The following is a 15102-nucleotide window of genomic DNA, read 5'->3' as shown; positions in this document are numbered from 1 at the left end:
CTAGGGTTTGTGGAATGAATGTGCAGCAATTGCAGAAAACATTACGTGCCAGTCAATATGCTGAACAGGTGTTAGGCATCCATCAAAAAAGTTTAGAACAAGACTATGCAATTGATCAGTACTTAACATCATTGAGTACCCAGCAAATTCAAGATTATGTTTCCCAAACATTAGATCAAATTACTGATGAAACCATGTGGATGCGCGAACTTCGTGTACTTCGAGCGCGTTTAATGTTTCGTTGGATTTGGCAAGATGCCAATCAATTAACCGATGTTGTTACTTTAACTCGTGAGCTTTCTGATTTTGCGGATGTATCGATTTGCGCTGCCAAAGATTTTGCGCGTATTCCATTGGTTGCCAAACATGGTGAACCTGTGGGTTATAAAGGCAATGTGCAAGATTTAATTGTCGTTGCGATGGGTAAGCTTGGTGCACAAGAGTTAAATCTGTCCAGTGATATTGACCTGATTTTTGCTTTTGATGAACAGGGTGAAGCCAATGGGCGAAAATGTATTGATGTACAGCAGTTCTGTATTTTGTGGGGACAAAAACTGATTTATTTACTGGATCACATTACCGCTGATGGTTTTGTTTTCCGTGTGGATATGCGTCTTCGTCCGTGGGGGGATGGCTCTGCTTTAGCGATTAGTCATGCTGCATTAGAAAAGTATCTCAGCCAACATGGCCGCGAATGGGAGCGCTATGCTTGGATTAAAGCGCGTATCGTGACAGGTGGTAAAGAAGGAGATGAGCTTCTTGAAATGACACGTCCTTTTGTATTCCGAAAATACGTTGATTACACTGCTTTTGAAGCCATGCGTGAAATGAAAGCAATGATTGAACGTGAGGTTCTGCGCCGTAATATTGAAGATGATATTAAATTAGGGGCAGGCGGGATTCGTGAAGTTGAATTTATCGTACAAGTCTTTCAGTTAATTTACGGTGGCTCAAAACTAGAGTTACAAGATCGCCAATGTTTAGTGAGTTTGCATCACCTAGGCGAAGTGGGGTTGCTGGAGAAAACGGCTGTCAATGAACTGGAAGATGCCTACTTATTCTTGCGTCGTATAGAGCACGCCATTCAAGCCTTAAATGATCAGCAAACTCAGTCCTTGCCGCATGAAGATGAACCACGTCAACGAATCTTGGATACACTTGGTTTTTCAACATGGGATGAGTTTCTAGAGGTGCTCAATCAAAAACGCTCAAAAGTCATCTATCAATTTGAGCATTTGATTAAAGAAAAAGAACCAGACCCATTGGTTGAGAGTTTTAGCCAGCTTGAAGCACAATTGAATGAAGTTCTTGATGATGATGCTAAGAATCTAATTCATGAGTTTTGGTATGGCCATGCCTTAAAAAAATTGCCAGCAAAAGCTGTACAGCGGTTAAAAACCTTTTGGCCGCATCTCATTGAAGCCATTTTACAGTCAGATAAGCCACAAACGGCTTTGCTACGTTTGATGCCTTTGGTAGAGTCGGTCATGCGTCGTACCGTTTATTTGGTCATGTTGATTGAAAGTAAAGGTGCGTTGCAACGTTTAGTCAAAATGGCAACAGTCAGCCCATGGATTTGCGAGGAGTTAACACATTATCCAGTTTTATTGGATGAGTTCCTGTCCATGGATTTTGAGTTACCCAAGCGCAAAGACTTAGAAGACTCACTGCGTCAACAATTGCTGCGCATTGAGATTGATCAAGTTGAAGATCAAATGCGTGTACTGCGGTTATTTAAAAAATCCAATGTTTTGGCTGTGGCTGCAAGTGACGTATTGGCAGAAAGCCCTTTAATGAAAGTGTCTGATGCTTTGACCGATATTGCAGAAGTATCTGTGAATGCGGCATTGCATTTAGCCTATCAAATTGTGGCTAAAAAGCATGGCTTTCCTGTCGATGCACAAGGTCAACGCTGTTCAAACGACCATACCGCTTTTGCTGTTATTGGCTATGGCAAGGTAGGTGGTATTGAGCTTGGTTATGGCTCTGACTTAGATTTGGTGTTTATTCACTTTATGGATGAACAAGCAGATACAGATGGGCAGAAGCCAATCAGTGGATTTGAGTTTGCTATGCGGGTTGCGCAAAAATTTATGTCTTTGATGACCACGCAAACCTTAGATGGTCGTGTATATGAAGTGGATACTCGCTTACGTCCTTCAGGTGAAGCTGGTTTATTGGTCACAAGCTTAAAAGCCTTTGAACAATATCAACAAAAAAATGCTTGGGTATGGGAGCATCAAGCTCTAGTTCGTGCAAGAACAATTGCGGGAGAACATAGTTTACGCGTTGAAATTGAAAATCTGCGTTGTAATATTTTGACTCAAACGCGTGATGAGGCGAATGTTCGTGCAGAAGTGCTGAAAATGCGTCAAAAAATGAAAGACCATTTAGGCTCTTCTAAAGAACAGCAAAAAGATGGAATTTTTCATTTAAAACAAGATGCAGGTGGTATCGTTGACATCGAATTTATGGCACAGTATGCAGTATTAGCATGGAGTGGGTCGAATCCCGATCTCGCCCATTACTCTGACAACGTACGAATCCTTGAGGATGCCGCAAGAACGGATTGCTTATCCAGCGCCGATGCGACAGCATTGATTCAAGCTTATCTCCGTGAACGAGCCGAGAGCCATCGTCTAGCACTTGCGAATCAATCCATGCAAGTTTCAGCTGACGACTGGCGCGATACCCGAGTGGTCGTTTGCAAGCTATGGCAAAGATTAATTGATCCAGCTGCTATTTCGGCACTGGATAAAAATGACTGTGTATAAAAATTTGGAGTGTGTGCCATGAACTTGGCTGATCGTGATGGTTTTATTTGGCAAGATGGACAATTGGTTGACTGGCGTGAGGCGAAAACCCACGTATTAACACATACCTTGCATTACAGCATGGGTGTGTTTGAAGGTGTCCGTGCTTATGAAACTCCGAATGGAACGGCTATTTTCCGTTTAAAAGAACACACTAAGCGTCTTCTAAATTCTGCAAAAATCTATCAAATGAATGTTCCATTTGATCACGCAGCATTAGAACAAGCACAAATTGATGTTGTTCGTGAAAATAACTTAGCGTCTTGTTACTTGCGTCCAATTATTTTCATCGGTTCTGAAAAATTAGGTATCGCTGCGACAGATAATACAATTCATGCAGTTGTTGCGGCTTGGAGCTGGGGTGCATACCTTGGCGAAGAAGCGATGGCGAAGGGTATTCGCGTTAAAACATCGTCATTTACGCATCACCATCCAAACGTGACGATGTGTAAAGCAAAAGCATCTGGTAACTACACTTTGTCGATTCTTGCACATCAAGAAGTAGCACATGCGGGTTATGACGAAGCAATGCTTTTAGATCCGCAAGGCTATGTATGCCAAGGTTCAGGTGAAAACGTATTCCTTGTACGTGATGGTGTGATTCATACCCCTGATATTGCGGGTGGTGCACTTGATGGTATTACACGTCAAACAATCATTACAATTGCCAAAGACCTTGGCTTTGAAGTGGTTGAACGTCGTATTACACGTGATGAATTCTACATTGCAGATGAAGCATTCTTCACAGGTACAGCAGCTGAAGTAACACCAATCCGTGAATATGATGATCGTCAAATTGGTGAAGGTCGTCGTGGCCCAATTACTGAGCAAATTCAAACTGCATTCTTTAATGCTGTTCAGGGTAAAGACCCTAAATATGCACACTGGTTAACTTACGTAAAATAAGTTGATCGGTTAAGATGGAAAGGCGAAATGAAAGTTTCGCCTTTTTTTATGGCCTTAGATTATTGAAAGATTGGAAAGTGACTATGCATATTGTTTATGTCAGTGATGGTAAAGCCGGACATCGCTCACAAGCCTTAGGGTTATTTAAAGCTATGCAGCGTCAATATACATCGACTGTTACTTTTCAAGAAATATCGATTGATGATTTGCCAGTAGCAACTTTGTTATCGGGTGTTTTTAGTCATCAAGTAAAAGCTATTCAGCAAGTCCCGACTTATATTTTTGGTGTAGGGAGCCATACTCATTTTCGTGTGTGGTTATTGGGTCAGGTTTATAAGCAGGCTAAAACTGTCATTTTAATGAAGCCAAGTTTGCCAGTGGCCTGGTTTGACTATAGTGTAATACCAGAGCATGACGGTATGGCAGCTTCCAAAAAGATTTTGATTACGCAAGGGGCTTTAAATCCAATTGTTGATGAGGGGCGACATCAAATGGGGCGGGTACTTATTGCACTAGGTGGTTCGTCAAAACGCCATCAGTGGAATACAGCTAAAGTGCTCCAAGCGATTGAACAGATAGTCGAGCAGAATCCAAATTCAGAAATCATTTTGACTACTTCACGGCGCACCCCGAAAGCGTTTTTAGCAGAATTAAAGCAGTTAAAGAATATTGAAAAAGTACAGATTTTCCCAGTTGAAGACACTCCGCAAGGTTGGATTTTTGAAGAAATGCAAAAAGCCGAAGCGGTTTGGGTTACGGAAGACAGTGTTTCGATGATTTATGAAGCCATGACTGCTGGGTGTAAAGTTGGAGTGATTGAAATAGATCGTTTACAGGAAGATCGAATTACGGCATCGATCGATTTGATTTTAAATAAAAGATTGGTATCTACAGATATAAATATTCAAGGCTTAGCTCAGCCAACTTTGTTTAAAGAGGCTGATCGGATTGCAAAGAGCATTGTACTAGATGGCTAAACTATAGATAATACCCGACGAAAAATTTCTACAAACATTTAACTCTATCAAGAAAATGTTTGAATAATATTACAGGGTTGTCGGGTCAATGCTAAAAACCTATTTGTTTCCTTTTCTTCTATCAATTGGGTTTTGTGTTGGTTTAGGCTTTTGGGATTATTTATCTGAAATAAAAGATGCACCCTTATTTTTTGTGATGGTGCTATCGAGTACATTTTTTTTTATCGCAGTTAAGCAGTTAAAAAATAAAATAATAAAAGCAAGTTTTCTTGTAATTTTTTTCTTTATTTGTCTTTATATTGCAAGTGGTACTGGAATATTACAAGGCCATATGTCTTTAGGCATTGTTGCTTCGATGTTTCAAAGTAATACCAATGAGGTCTTCGAATTTCTAACAGTTATCGAACCTCAATTTATTATTTTTGCCTTTATCTTATTTTTTGCCCTGAGTTGTTATTTATTTATTTTTGATAGTCAAAAGCAAAGTAGCTATAAAAAAGTAATTTTAGCACTCATCTTTTTAGTAAATGGGATCAGTATTTTTGGGATTCAAGCTGCATTGGCAACAGTGAAATATAAGCAAGAAGAAGCGAAGCTATTAGAAGATAATAGCCAAATAGTAGATTGGAAGATACAAAAGGTTGATGCTGTATATGACAATCAAGTGATTATCATCGGAGAAAGTGTTCAGAGAGATTACCTATCACTTTATGGCTATGCAGAAAAAACGACACCATTTTTAAGTAGAATGCCGCTAAAAGTTGTAGATCATTATATTGCGACAGCACCAAATACTGTCACTAGTTTAACTCGAACATTAGCAAAGATTGACCAAGACAAGAATCCGCAAATTGCAATGAACGTGGTCACTTTAGCAAAACAAGCAGGTTACAACACGGTCTGGATTTCTAATCAAGGATTTATGGGTAAAAATGATACTGCAATATCTAAAATAGCCATTCATGCAGATCACCAATTCTTTTTAAAGAGTGGTAATTACATGTCGAGTAATATTGATGACATGAAAATGCTGGATATCCTTCAAGAACAAGTTAAAAAATACCCGAATCAAAAAAATGTATTTTTTGTGCACATGATGGGTTCACACCCAGATGCCTGTGAACGTTTATTTGATGCACCACGTTTGTATATGTCTAAGCCTGAGAAAATAGATTGTTATTTATCTTCTATAAATAAGCTTGATCAGTTTGTTGAGCAAACCTACTCAGTATTAAATACAGCACAGCGTAGTTTTAGTATTAATTATTTTTCAGATCACGGAATGACTGTGGATGAAGATTCATATCATGTTGATAATGAATATAAAGATAATTATCAAGTGCCATTTTTTGTATTAACCAGTGATGCAAAAAACAAAATTGAGTATAAAAAAACGATCAGTGGGTATGACTATATGAACATATATGCTGGCTTACTTGGTATTCAAACCCCACTTTTAAATGGAAAACGTCATTTAGAAACGATACCCGATAATAAAAACGTTACCGTTTTTGATTGGGACGATTATATTTCTTATAACAGCTTAAAGGGGCAGTAGTGGCAGTATGTATTTACCGAGTCTGACTGTTAAACTCTAAGCGGCTATGGCAACATAGTCATAGTATTTATAGTGGGTTAGCCTGTGATATTTCTTCTCCTGATTTTAATCGTATTAATGGTGCTATTTAGCTATAAGTATGCGTGGTGGAAACCTGCTGTAGACTGGAAAAAGCCACGAGTTCTGATGTACCACATGGTTCGAGAGCATATTGATGGTGCAAAGTTCAATAAATTACGTGTAAAGCCTGATGCCTTTGAAGAACAAATTTCATGGTTAAAATCGGAAGGCTTTCATTTTGTGACCATGCAAGAATTACAGGAAAATTGGGGAAAACACCCAGAGAAGACCGTTGCGATTACATTTGATGATGGTTATCTCGATAATTTAGAAAATGCTTTTCCCATTTTAGAAAAATACCAAGTTAAAGCTACGATCTATGTTGTGGTTGATCGTCATGATCGAGATTGGTCAACTTATAAAAAAGCCCATCATAATAGCGGTGAATTAGCGCGTGAGCCAAAGTTGAACGATGATCAAGTGCGTAAATTGGCCAATAGCGGTTTAGTTGAAATAGGCTCACATACTTTAACGCATGCAAACTTATCTAAACTAGATGATGAGCAATGCTTGAATGAGCTTGTACAGTCGAAGTTGCAATTAGAGTCCATGACTGGTAAGCCCGTGAGTAGCTTTGCCTATCCTTTTGGTATTTATTCTCAACGTGATGTAGATCTTGCTAAGCAGGCTGGTTACACCAATGCAGTTACTACTGTAGAAGGAATTGATTCAACCAATCCTGATTTTATGCAGTTGCAACGCATAAAAATTAGTGGGAAAGATACATTATTTGCAGTAAAACTTCGTTTGAAATTAGGCAAACGCGAGGGTTAATCATGCGTATCACATTGGTCATGGCAAGTGCTGAAGATGGTGGTCTAGAAAAGCATGTGATTGAATTGGCGAATGGATTAAGCCAAAACAATGAGGTCAGCTTGATTGCGCATGAGCGCTTTGCTCACTTACTCGATGCAAAAGTGAATGTTGTAAAAATGGATTTGAGTGGGAGTCGACATAATCCTTGGACAAAGTATCAGTTAAAAAAGAAAATTATTGAAACTCAGCCTGATGTATTACATGTACATGCAGCAAAAACAGCCCAATTTGTGCATCGAATGGTTAAATCATTTGCTTTCCCCTGTGTCGTAACAGTTCATGGTCAAAAGAAAAAGAATCAAATGAATCAATCATTTGATCATATTATTGTGGTGAGTGAACAGTTAAAACATCAATTGGAAAATTCATCCAAAACATCAGTGGTATATAACGGCGTTGAACTGAAGATCGTTCCTCAAAAATTTCAAAAGAATCGTAAATTTATTGCAGTTGGTCGCTTAAATGAGGTGAAAGGTTTTGATGTTTTACTTCAAGCTTGGCAAGACATTCCTCATCAGTTGACTATTGCGGGTGAAGGGGAACAACGTCCGTTATTAGAGCAGCTTATTCAAGACTTAGATTTATCCGATCGGGTTCAGCTCATTGGATTTTGTGAAGACATACAAAAGCAGATCAGTGAGCATGAAGCTCTTATCGTCTCGTCCTTACGTGAAGGTGGTCCTTACACTTTGGGTGAAGCTTTATTATTAAACCGACCTGTTTTTGGAACCCGCGTTGGGATGATGCCTGAGTTTCTTTCTGAAAAGTGGTTATGTGAAACGAATGATGCCGATGCTTTACAACAACTGATCAAACACTATTGCGCATTGGAACATCCTGAGTCTGTTTTTCAAGATGCGTTTAACTTAGCACAGCAGCATTTAACCATCGAGCATATGCTATTGAATACAGAACAAGTATATAGGCAGGCGATTGCAAGTCAGGCTGCTTAAACTTGTTTATAGTTAGTGACTTCGATGAACTTTTTAAAGAAAGGCTGAAATACTGGTGGCATGTAGGCTGAACTAATAAATTTGGTGCTTACTTCTGTAATGCCGTAAATTTTACAGAACATAATACGATGATGTCCTTGATTCAGCTTATCTTTTACCCCCATAGAACGGCATAACATAATGTGCATTGGAAAGTTAAAGTCATAACCAGAATCTTTAAACGAGTTTTCCAACTTACTGTAGCGTTCCTGACGTTTATCTTCATCCAGCTTCCAACGACGGCTCGTCCAATTGTATGCTGTTTCAGGCGTTTTGATATTCCGCTCTAAAGCATTTTCTGTTATGTCTGTGAGTAAAATTCGATAACTTTGGGAGCTGAAGTTCTGTCGACGCGAGCGAATTTTTTTAATAAATGAACCAAAAAAGTTAAATAAAAAACCTTCGGTTTGGAAAGCAAATCGAGTACGTACACGATCTTGCTCCAATGAAGTCTCTGAATTTAAATAGATGATACAGTCTTGATGTTGGTTTGCTTCACAGGCTAAAAGAACAACCGCATCACAACCTAAATGATCACCATGAAAAGAAAAATCACGCTGCGATAAAGTGATTAAGCTTTCAGGATGAACATGGTAAGTTTCTGAAGATAGGCCGAAATTTGCTTGCATGTGGACTCACATCAAATGAAATGAATTTGAACGATTCACGATAGTGTAACACGACTGTTTTTGTAGCGTATAATGTGCCATTCACTGTCTTTGGAAAAATGAATGAGTAATCCAATCCGTTATGTCGCTTTAGGTGGTTGTAATACCACAGGTGAAGTGCACAACATCGGCAATGCATATCCTGAACGGGTTGCAAAAGCGAAAGGTTGGGCGCTCGAAAACTATGGTTATACCATGTCAAGTACACGTGAAGGCATTCAATTTTTTAACCTTAAAAATGTTGCTGAAGCTGATGTAATCAGTATTCAATATGGTGGTGTGGACAGTTGGTTAACCTTTAAAGGTTCACCTTTTGTTTTATATTATCCGGATTCACCTTGGCGTAAGTTTTTAAGAAAACTCGTCAAAAAAATTAAAAAATATGCGCGAAAAATTCATTGGCATAAAGTTGTAGGTGAAACAAATGTTGTTCCATATCAAGAGTATATTGATAACATTCGTTATATGATTGATCACAGTAAAGCAAAATATATATTATTGGTCGAGACGTATCCTAATAAAGATAAAACGCGTGAACCGCGTATCTTAAAATATAATCAGGCTCTAAAAGATTTAAGCGACGGTAAGCGTGTATTGTATGTACCCAATTATCAGATCTTAAATGAAGATTTAGATCAAAATTATGATGACTCTACGCATATGTCTTCTAAAGGACAACAAATTGTGGTGGATGCTGTATTGGAAGTATTGCGAAAAGCTGAAAATACTTAAAATTAAAGCCGCTCAAGTAGCGGCTTTTTTAGGGTTAAATGGTTTTAAAAATATCTTCATGCTTTTGTTGATTGATTAAGCAGAAATTTATTAATTTTGCTTTATCGTCTTCACTGTATTGTGCTTTTTCAAAGAGTTCATGAATACTGGATGTGGTTAAATCATTAAGACTAATATGTTTATCTGCAATGTCTGCATCTTTGAGTAAACTCTGCGTTTTAGAGGTATTCGATGCCACAATGAGAACAGGAATTTGCATTTGTAAGCAGAAGCAGAGGCAGTGGTAACGGCCTGTTATGACTAAATCGCTGCTCAACATTTTTTGTTTAAATTCATCTGTTGCATCGATACAGTAATCAAAGTCTTGATAATAACGACGAGGTTTATACAGCCCAAATGATAGTTTAGAAAGAAGATTATATTGTTTTAATTTCTTCATTTTTTTGGGATTATATCCAATTGCATCCGCTGCTAGTGGCAGTTCACGTGTAATTGGGTGATAACTAAAATTATGGTCTTTTGCATATTTAAAGAGTGCATCGCTGACATGACTATAAACTGAATCATTAACGAAAACAGATGCTGGGAGGGATGTTTGCTGCAACGCCACTTCTGCATTTTGATTTTGATATTTTGAATAAAAAGTGAGGTCGGCTGCATATTCACAATTTGAATGAAATTGCTGCAAAGTTTCAAGACTTTTTCTATCTCGGACATATAGCCCATCAAAATCTTGAATAAGTTCATGCCAGGACTGAGGATTATTTTCCCAAGTGCTGTTTACTAAGTACACTTTTTTCTGCTGTTGTTTGGCAATTTGTCCAAGGGTTAATAAAAATTCACCAAAGGGTGCTGCATCATGTAATGTACCTTCGCCATTGATAATTACAATGTCGATATCTTTTAGTAGTTCGAGCCATTTTTCTTCTGAAATGGTCTGACCCGTGCATAATCTTGAAAATTTAGCACCAGGATTATTTTTCAGGATTAAACCATACAAATTATTCATTACGACTTCACAACCGTGGTGAAGATTGGTACGTGTATCATTGAGAATGAAAAAGTGTTTCAAGAATATTTCCTATCGTTCAATTTTAAAAATTGCGCAAGGCAAAATAATGTGTAATTAATGATGAGCTTAAGATAAAAATTCGCCTTTTAATATAGTGCATTCACCATGAGAAAACGATTGTTTATTGTTCGTACCCCTTTACAACTATTTAATGCATATGAAGCAATGCAGCGCTTTTCTGTGGAAGGTGAGGTAAATGACTTATTGATTGTCTATGGCGCGATTCGCGATTATGACATGATGCAGAATATGTTGAAAATATGTGATGGATGGAGTCGCATTATCTATCAGCCTTTTATGGGCTGGAAAAAGAAACTTTATGCCTTTCAACTAAAAAAACATTTTTCAGTTCGTAATCAATATGATGATCTATTCACCGGGATGATTCACCATATTCCATTGCATTTAATGAATAGTTTAACCATAAAGAACTATTGGTTAATTGATGATGGTAATGAAACCCGTATGATTGTGGATCATCTGAACAAAGGTTCATATTATAGAAAGGATCGTTCGCAGCCATTATTGGGGATTAAGCAAAACCCTGAAGTTTTAAGAAAAATTCAACTTTTTACCTTATATGAAGATTTAGTTACTGAGCACAAAGTAACGATTAATGATTATCGAATATTTAAAAAGCGTGCTAGCAAACTTAAAACTAAGGCTGGTTACGACTTAGTGATTGGTTCTAACCTTGTTGGAACTTATATAAAGTCCGAAGTTGAATATTTAAATATTTTAAAGTCTTTGAAACAGCAACTTGCTCATCGACATGTTTACTATGCTCCACATCGATATTTGAGTGAAAATATTATTCAAGCGATTGAACGTATGGGTTTTCAAATTTTGAAATACGATACGATTTTAGAGCTTTTTCAGTATGAGCAGGGCTGGTGTTTTGAGAATTATTATTCGATCCGTTCAACAGCAATTGATACCCTTGCACAGCTTTATGCTGCACAAGGGGTATTTATTCGTTTAGATGAATTACATTTTGTAAGTCATGCGAAATGGCAAGAATGCAATGAAATTTGGAATACAGCACAGCACGTGATCAGTTTGGAAACAATCGAGAGAGCACTGAATTAATCTTCAGTGCGATCAGCATTACCTTTTAAAACCATATAAATTAAACCGACAAAAATTAATAATGCACCTGCAAGACTACTCACGCAGAACAAAACAATTCGGTTATAGGTGGTTAAGTTGAATAATTCGTTGGCTAAGATGTAGCGCATGAACAGCCATTGTACGACAGAAAAAACAATCAATACGATTGCACGACGACGGACTTCAGGACGCATAGCCATAGGAGAATCACTTAAAGTGGAAATTGTAGCTATTATGCCACTGTCGATAATTGATCTCAATTGAATAAGATTAATCCAAGCCAGTGATATAGAAATGTTAATGCCTAGTTTTACTTAGATCACCTTATTTACGGTACATATTGATGTTACCAAAGCACACACGAAAGCGTTTGTAAGACCAGATGTATTGTTCTGGTGCTTGGTCAATGATGTCTTGCATGGCAATGTTAAGCGTGTCGACAGAGCATTGTAAGTCTTTAGATAAAATCTCGTCTGCTAAGGTTTGGCAATGCACATCAAAGTACCGTAGGTTAGGTTGTCGAATACAACTTAAACCAATGACATTACATTGTGTTTTTGCAGCGAGTTTAGAAACAAGCGTCATTGATAAAGTATTTTGCCCAAAAAAATTGGAATAAATGCCGCCTGAAGGTTTTGGTAAATGGTCTGGTAAAATGACTGTTAGGCCACCTTGTTTCAAATGCTTAAAAATGGCACGGATCCCTGTTTCATCTGTAGGAACGAGTGTTGCGTTAAACTTTTCTCGTGCTTCTAAAAGATATCGGTTTATACCTTTATTTTTATTTGGTTTATACATAATCATGGGTTCTGTATACAGATTCAGCCATGCATTGAGTAATTCCCAGCAGCCAAAATGAGGAACCACCACGATCACACCTTTTTTATTTGCCAGTGCCTCGGTTAAAACATGGGCACCATAGATGTTTTTCAATAAGCTCAGGCTATAACTTGGCGGCATCCCCCAACATTTAATAAATTCAATATAGGTCAGGCATTGGCTTCGGATACTTTGGCTGACGAGCTGTCTCTGCGCTGTCTCGGACAAGTCTGGGTAGGCCAGTTGAATATTGATACTAGTGATACGTTTGATCGATGAATTAAATAGATTAAGAATAAACGCGATCATCAAGGCCAAGTTTTGTAACAGCCAAAGTGGCAATAGCGCGATGATTTTGAACATAAAGTACATGGATCACAAGGTCTCAAAATTTACAGCATGGAATAAAATAAATTTTGCCAAGAGACCGGACTTGTTCAGTGAAATAGTACAAAAGGATCTGAATCTAAAAACAAAATAAATAAAAGCGGCGATAATATACGCATAAAACTATTTGTGAATGCATCATAGCGTAGTTCAAGAGTTTTGCTATTAGCAAAGTAAATCAAAAAAAGTTTTTATGTTTTATTTCGTTGCAATGTGTATTGAAATAAAAAAAGCCCTGCTCTTGCAGGGCTTTCTTTTACTTCCTTTTTCTCTCAAAGAGAGAAAAAGGAAGTAAAAATTATTTAGCTTCTTCAGCTTTTGGTTTTTCGCGTAAACGAATACCAAGGTCACGTAATTGGTTCACTTCAACTGGCGCAGGCGCTTGAGTTAAAGGACATTCCGCAGTTTTAGTTTTCGGGAATGCAATCACGTCACGGATTGAAGATGCACCAGTCATCAACATCACTAGACGGTCAAGACCGAATGCCAAACCACCGTGAGGAGGCGCACCGAATTTCAACGCGTTAAGTAAGAAGCTGAATTTCTCTTCTGCTTCTTCTTCACCAATACCAAGCGCTTCAAAGATCGCTTTTTGCATTTCTAGGTTGAAGATACGCAATGAACCACCACCGATTTCAGTACCGTTCAATACCATATCGTAAGCAACAGACAATGCAGCACCTGGGTTGTTTTTCACTTCTTCAACGCTTGATTTTGGCAGCGTGAATGGGTGGTGAACAGAAGTCCATTTGCCGTCATCAGTTTCTTCGAACATTGGGAAGTCAACAACCCAAAGTGGAGCCCACTCGCAAGTTGCAAGCTTCATGTCATGACCGACTTTAATACGTAAAGCACCCATTGCATCATTTACAACTTTTGCTTTGTCTGCACCAAAGAATACGATATCGCCATTTTCAGCGCCAACACGTTTCAATAGATCAAGCACAATTGGCTCGATGAATTTAACGATTGGAGATTGAAGACCTTCAATGCCTTTTTCAAGCTCGTTGACTTTGATGTAAGCCAAACCTTTCGCGCCATAGATACCCACGAATTTAGTGTATTCGTCGATTTGGCTACGTGGAAGCGCGCCAGCACCTGGTACGCGAAGCGCAACGATACGGCCTTTAGGATCTTTAGCAGGGCCTGCGAATACTTTGAACTCAACGTCTTGCATCATGTCTGCAACGTCAACAAGTTTCAAAGGAATACGCATATCTGGTTTGTCAGATGCATAGTCACGCATTGCATCTGCATAAGTCATGCGAGGGAATTTGTCGAATTCAACGTTTAGAAGTTCTTTGAACATCTTAACGGTTAAACGTTCCATCAAATCCATGATGTCATCGTCACTCATGAACGATGTTTCAACGTCGATTTGTGTGAATTCAGGCTGACGGTCAGCACGTAAGTCTTCATCACGGAAACATTTAGCAATTTGGTAGTAACGATCAATACCGCCAACCATCAACAACTGTTTAAATAGCTGTGGAGATTGTGGAAGTGCGTAGAAGCTACCGTTAGAAACACGACTTGGCACTAAATAGTCACGTGCGCCTTCAGGCGTAGCACGAGTCAAAATCGGAGTTTCAACGTCTAAGAAACCATTTTCTTCGAAATAGTTACGAATAAGGTTGGTTAATTTAGAACGGAAACGTAGACGATCTAACATTTCTGGACGACGAATATCAAGGAAACGATATTTCAAACGTACTTCTTCAGAAATGTTGGTATTTTCGTCATTCAATGGGAATGGAGGAGTCTCAGAAGCAGCAAGAACTTCAATTTCTTTACCAAGTACTTCAATTTGACCACTCACGATATTCGCGTTTTCAGTACCTTCGTAACGACGACGTACACGGCCTGTAATTTTTAATACGAATTCTGAACGTGATTTGTCTGCAGTTGCGAAAGCTTCTGGAGTATCTGGGTCAATAACCACTTGAACAAGACCGTCACGGTCACGCATGTCAAGGAAGATTACACCACCGTGGTCACGGCGACGATGTACCCAACCGCATAATGTAACGGTTTGGTCAATTTGAGCTTCGGTTAAAGAACCGCAGTAATGAGTTCGCATCATAGCGTTAGAAATCCAACTATATGGGTTAAGGTCAGCGAATGCGTAAACA

13 protein-coding genes and 1 other annotated feature are annotated in these 15102 nt (G+C 38.5%); of the genes, 8 read left to right on the top strand and 5 right to left on the bottom strand.

The window, feature by feature from the left end; translation table 11 throughout:
• Positions 1 to 14 precede the first annotated feature (14 nt).
• The 6 genes from glnE (at position 15) to A9J31_RS14925 (ending at position 8143) form a co-directional block, all read left to right on the top strand.
• The gene (glnE, locus tag A9J31_RS14950) at positions 15 to 2774 is read left to right on the top strand and encodes a bifunctional [glutamate--ammonia ligase]-adenylyl-L-tyrosine phosphorylase/[glutamate--ammonia-ligase] adenylyltransferase (RefSeq protein ID WP_067767797.1); all 2760 of its coding nucleotides are present in this window, start codon (positions 15 to 17) and stop codon (positions 2772 to 2774) included.
• An 18-nt stretch (positions 2775 to 2792) separates the two neighbouring features.
• Positions 2793 to 3719 carry a branched-chain amino acid transaminase gene (locus A9J31_RS14945; protein ID WP_067767794.1) on the top strand — a complete coding sequence of 309 codons (927 nt, stop codon included), beginning with the start codon at positions 2793 to 2795 and terminating at the stop codon, positions 3717 to 3719.
• Positions 3720 to 3802: 83 nt separating this feature from the next.
• Positions 3803 to 4696, top strand: coding sequence for an ELM1/GtrOC1 family putative glycosyltransferase (locus A9J31_RS14940; protein ID WP_067767791.1), 894 nt, complete (start codon positions 3803 to 3805; stop codon positions 4694 to 4696).
• Between the two features lie 88 nt (positions 4697 to 4784).
• Positions 4785 to 6254 carry a phosphoethanolamine transferase gene (locus A9J31_RS14935; RefSeq protein ID WP_067767788.1) on the top strand — a complete coding sequence of 490 codons (1470 nt, stop codon included), beginning with the start codon at positions 4785 to 4787 and terminating at the stop codon, positions 6252 to 6254.
• A gap of 117 nt (positions 6255 to 6371) precedes the next feature.
• Positions 6372 to 7148: a polysaccharide deacetylase family protein gene (locus A9J31_RS14930; protein WP_425394353.1), complete on the top strand. Its 777-nt coding sequence runs from the start codon at positions 6372 to 6374 to the stop codon at positions 7146 to 7148.
• Between the two features lie 2 nt (positions 7149 to 7150).
• A complete protein-coding gene (locus tag A9J31_RS14925) occupies positions 7151 to 8143 on the top strand; it encodes a glycosyltransferase (RefSeq protein WP_067767782.1) in 993 nt (330 codons plus the stop codon).
• Here the strand turns inward: A9J31_RS14925 and A9J31_RS14920 are convergent.
• Positions 8140 to 8811: a hypothetical protein gene (locus tag A9J31_RS14920; RefSeq protein ID WP_067767779.1), complete on the bottom strand. Its 672-nt coding sequence runs from the start codon at positions 8809 to 8811 to the stop codon at positions 8140 to 8142. The genes A9J31_RS14925 and A9J31_RS14920 overlap by 4 nt on opposite strands.
• Positions 8812 to 8913: 102 nt before the next feature.
• Between A9J31_RS14920 and A9J31_RS14915 the strand changes: the two genes are divergently transcribed.
• Positions 8914 to 9582, top strand: coding sequence for an SGNH/GDSL hydrolase family protein (locus tag A9J31_RS14915; protein ID WP_067767776.1), 669 nt, complete (start codon positions 8914 to 8916; stop codon positions 9580 to 9582).
• 34 nt (positions 9583 to 9616) lie between these two features.
• On the opposite strand, the gene A9J31_RS14910 is transcribed toward A9J31_RS14915, so the two are convergent.
• Positions 9617 to 10654: a polysaccharide pyruvyl transferase family protein gene (locus tag A9J31_RS14910; RefSeq protein WP_067767773.1), complete on the bottom strand. Its 1038-nt coding sequence runs from the start codon at positions 10652 to 10654 to the stop codon at positions 9617 to 9619.
• A gap of 105 nt (positions 10655 to 10759) precedes the next feature.
• On the opposite strand from A9J31_RS14910, the gene A9J31_RS14905 reads away from it, so the two are divergent.
• Positions 10760 to 11743 (top strand): hypothetical protein, encoded by a 984-nt coding sequence (locus A9J31_RS14905; protein ID WP_067767770.1) that lies wholly within the window; start codon positions 10760 to 10762, stop codon positions 11741 to 11743.
• On the opposite strand, the gene A9J31_RS14900 is transcribed toward A9J31_RS14905, so the two are convergent.
• The 3 genes from A9J31_RS14900 to aspS form a co-directional block, all read right to left on the bottom strand.
• A complete protein-coding gene (locus A9J31_RS14900) occupies positions 11740 to 11964 on the bottom strand; it encodes a hypothetical protein (RefSeq protein WP_067767767.1) in 225 nt (74 codons plus the stop codon). The genes A9J31_RS14905 and A9J31_RS14900 overlap by 4 nt on opposite strands.
• 124 nt (positions 11965 to 12088) lie before the next feature.
• Complete coding sequence (locus A9J31_RS14895; protein ID WP_067767765.1) at positions 12089 to 12955, bottom strand: lysophospholipid acyltransferase family protein; 867 nt, start codon at positions 12953 to 12955, stop codon at positions 12089 to 12091.
• Between the two features lie 238 nt (positions 12956 to 13193).
• Positions 13194 to 13280 (bottom strand) — a sequence feature (Phe leader region).
• Positions 13269 to 15053 carry an aspartate--tRNA ligase gene (gene aspS / locus A9J31_RS14890; protein ID WP_067767762.1) on the bottom strand — a complete coding sequence of 595 codons (1785 nt, stop codon included), beginning with the start codon at positions 15051 to 15053 and terminating at the stop codon, positions 13269 to 13271. It overlaps the preceding feature by 12 nt.
• Positions 15054 to 15102: the final 49 nt, after the last annotated feature.

Source organism: Acinetobacter gandensis (genome assembly GCF_001678755.1).
In the GTDB taxonomy this organism is placed as follows: domain Bacteria; phylum Pseudomonadota; class Gammaproteobacteria; order Pseudomonadales; family Moraxellaceae; genus Acinetobacter; species Acinetobacter gandensis.
This window is presented reverse-complemented; position numbering and strand designations above follow the sequence as displayed.

Excerpts from the sequence above, each read along its gene's own strand:
- glnE (WP_067767797.1), top strand. The coding sequence starts at position 15 with ATGAATGTGCAGCAATTGCAGAAAACATTACGTGCCAGTCAATATGCT.
- A9J31_RS14945 (WP_067767794.1), top strand. The coding sequence starts at position 2,793 with ATGAACTTGGCTGATCGTGATGGTTTTATTTGGCAAGATGGACAATTG.
- A9J31_RS14940 (WP_067767791.1), top strand. The coding sequence starts at position 3,803 with ATGCATATTGTTTATGTCAGTGATGGTAAAGCCGGACATCGCTCACAA.
- A9J31_RS14935 (WP_067767788.1), top strand. The coding sequence starts at position 4,785 with ATGCTAAAAACCTATTTGTTTCCTTTTCTTCTATCAATTGGGTTTTGT.
- A9J31_RS14930 (WP_425394353.1), top strand. The coding sequence starts at position 6,372 with ATGGTGCTATTTAGCTATAAGTATGCGTGGTGGAAACCTGCTGTAGAC.
- A9J31_RS14925 (WP_067767782.1), top strand. The coding sequence starts at position 7,151 with ATGCGTATCACATTGGTCATGGCAAGTGCTGAAGATGGTGGTCTAGAA.
- A9J31_RS14920 (WP_067767779.1), bottom strand. The coding sequence starts at position 8,811 with ATGCAAGCAAATTTCGGCCTATCTTCAGAAACTTACCATGTTCATCCT.
- A9J31_RS14915 (WP_067767776.1), top strand. The coding sequence starts at position 8,914 with ATGAGTAATCCAATCCGTTATGTCGCTTTAGGTGGTTGTAATACCACA.
- A9J31_RS14905 (WP_067767770.1), top strand. The coding sequence starts at position 10,760 with ATGAGAAAACGATTGTTTATTGTTCGTACCCCTTTACAACTATTTAAT.
- A9J31_RS14900 (WP_067767767.1), bottom strand. The coding sequence starts at position 11,964 with ATGGCTATGCGTCCTGAAGTCCGTCGTCGTGCAATCGTATTGATTGTT.
- A9J31_RS14895 (WP_067767765.1), bottom strand. The coding sequence starts at position 12,955 with ATGTACTTTATGTTCAAAATCATCGCGCTATTGCCACTTTGGCTGTTA.
- aspS (WP_067767762.1), bottom strand. The coding sequence starts at position 15,053 with ATGATGCGAACTCATTACTGCGGTTCTTTAACCGAAGCTCAAATTGAC.